The sequence below is a fragment of the Tolypothrix sp. VBCCA 56010 genome (genome assembly GCF_050875635.1).
Classification (GTDB): Bacteria; Cyanobacteriota; Cyanobacteriia; order Cyanobacteriales; family Nostocaceae; genus Hassallia.
The window spans coordinates 1-207 of record NZ_JBPAOH010000552.1 but is presented as its reverse complement, the minus strand read 5'-3'; the positions used below and the strand labels follow the sequence as shown (position 1 = coordinate 207).

Sequence of the window (207 nt, the reverse complement as noted above, 5' to 3'; positions counted from 1 at the left end):
AAGAAGGTAGTATCTGGAGAGATTACAAAGCTGTAAGGTTGCAAGGCATATACTATGGTGCTTTTTTTGACGATAATCAATCATTAATTGATTATGTTAACAGCCAAAAATTGCTCAACCCACTTGTTTGTTTGGGAGATGGTCATCCAGGAGTTTGGAATTTAGTCCAAGACTTTGGTATAGAGCAAAAACGCTGGGAAATCTTGG

General features: G+C 37.7%; 1 pseudogene. It reads left to right on the top strand.

Annotated elements, in window-relative coordinates:
* A pseudogene (locus tag AABK37_RS42325) lies at window positions 1-207 on the top strand (ISKra4 family transposase); the annotation flags it as partial.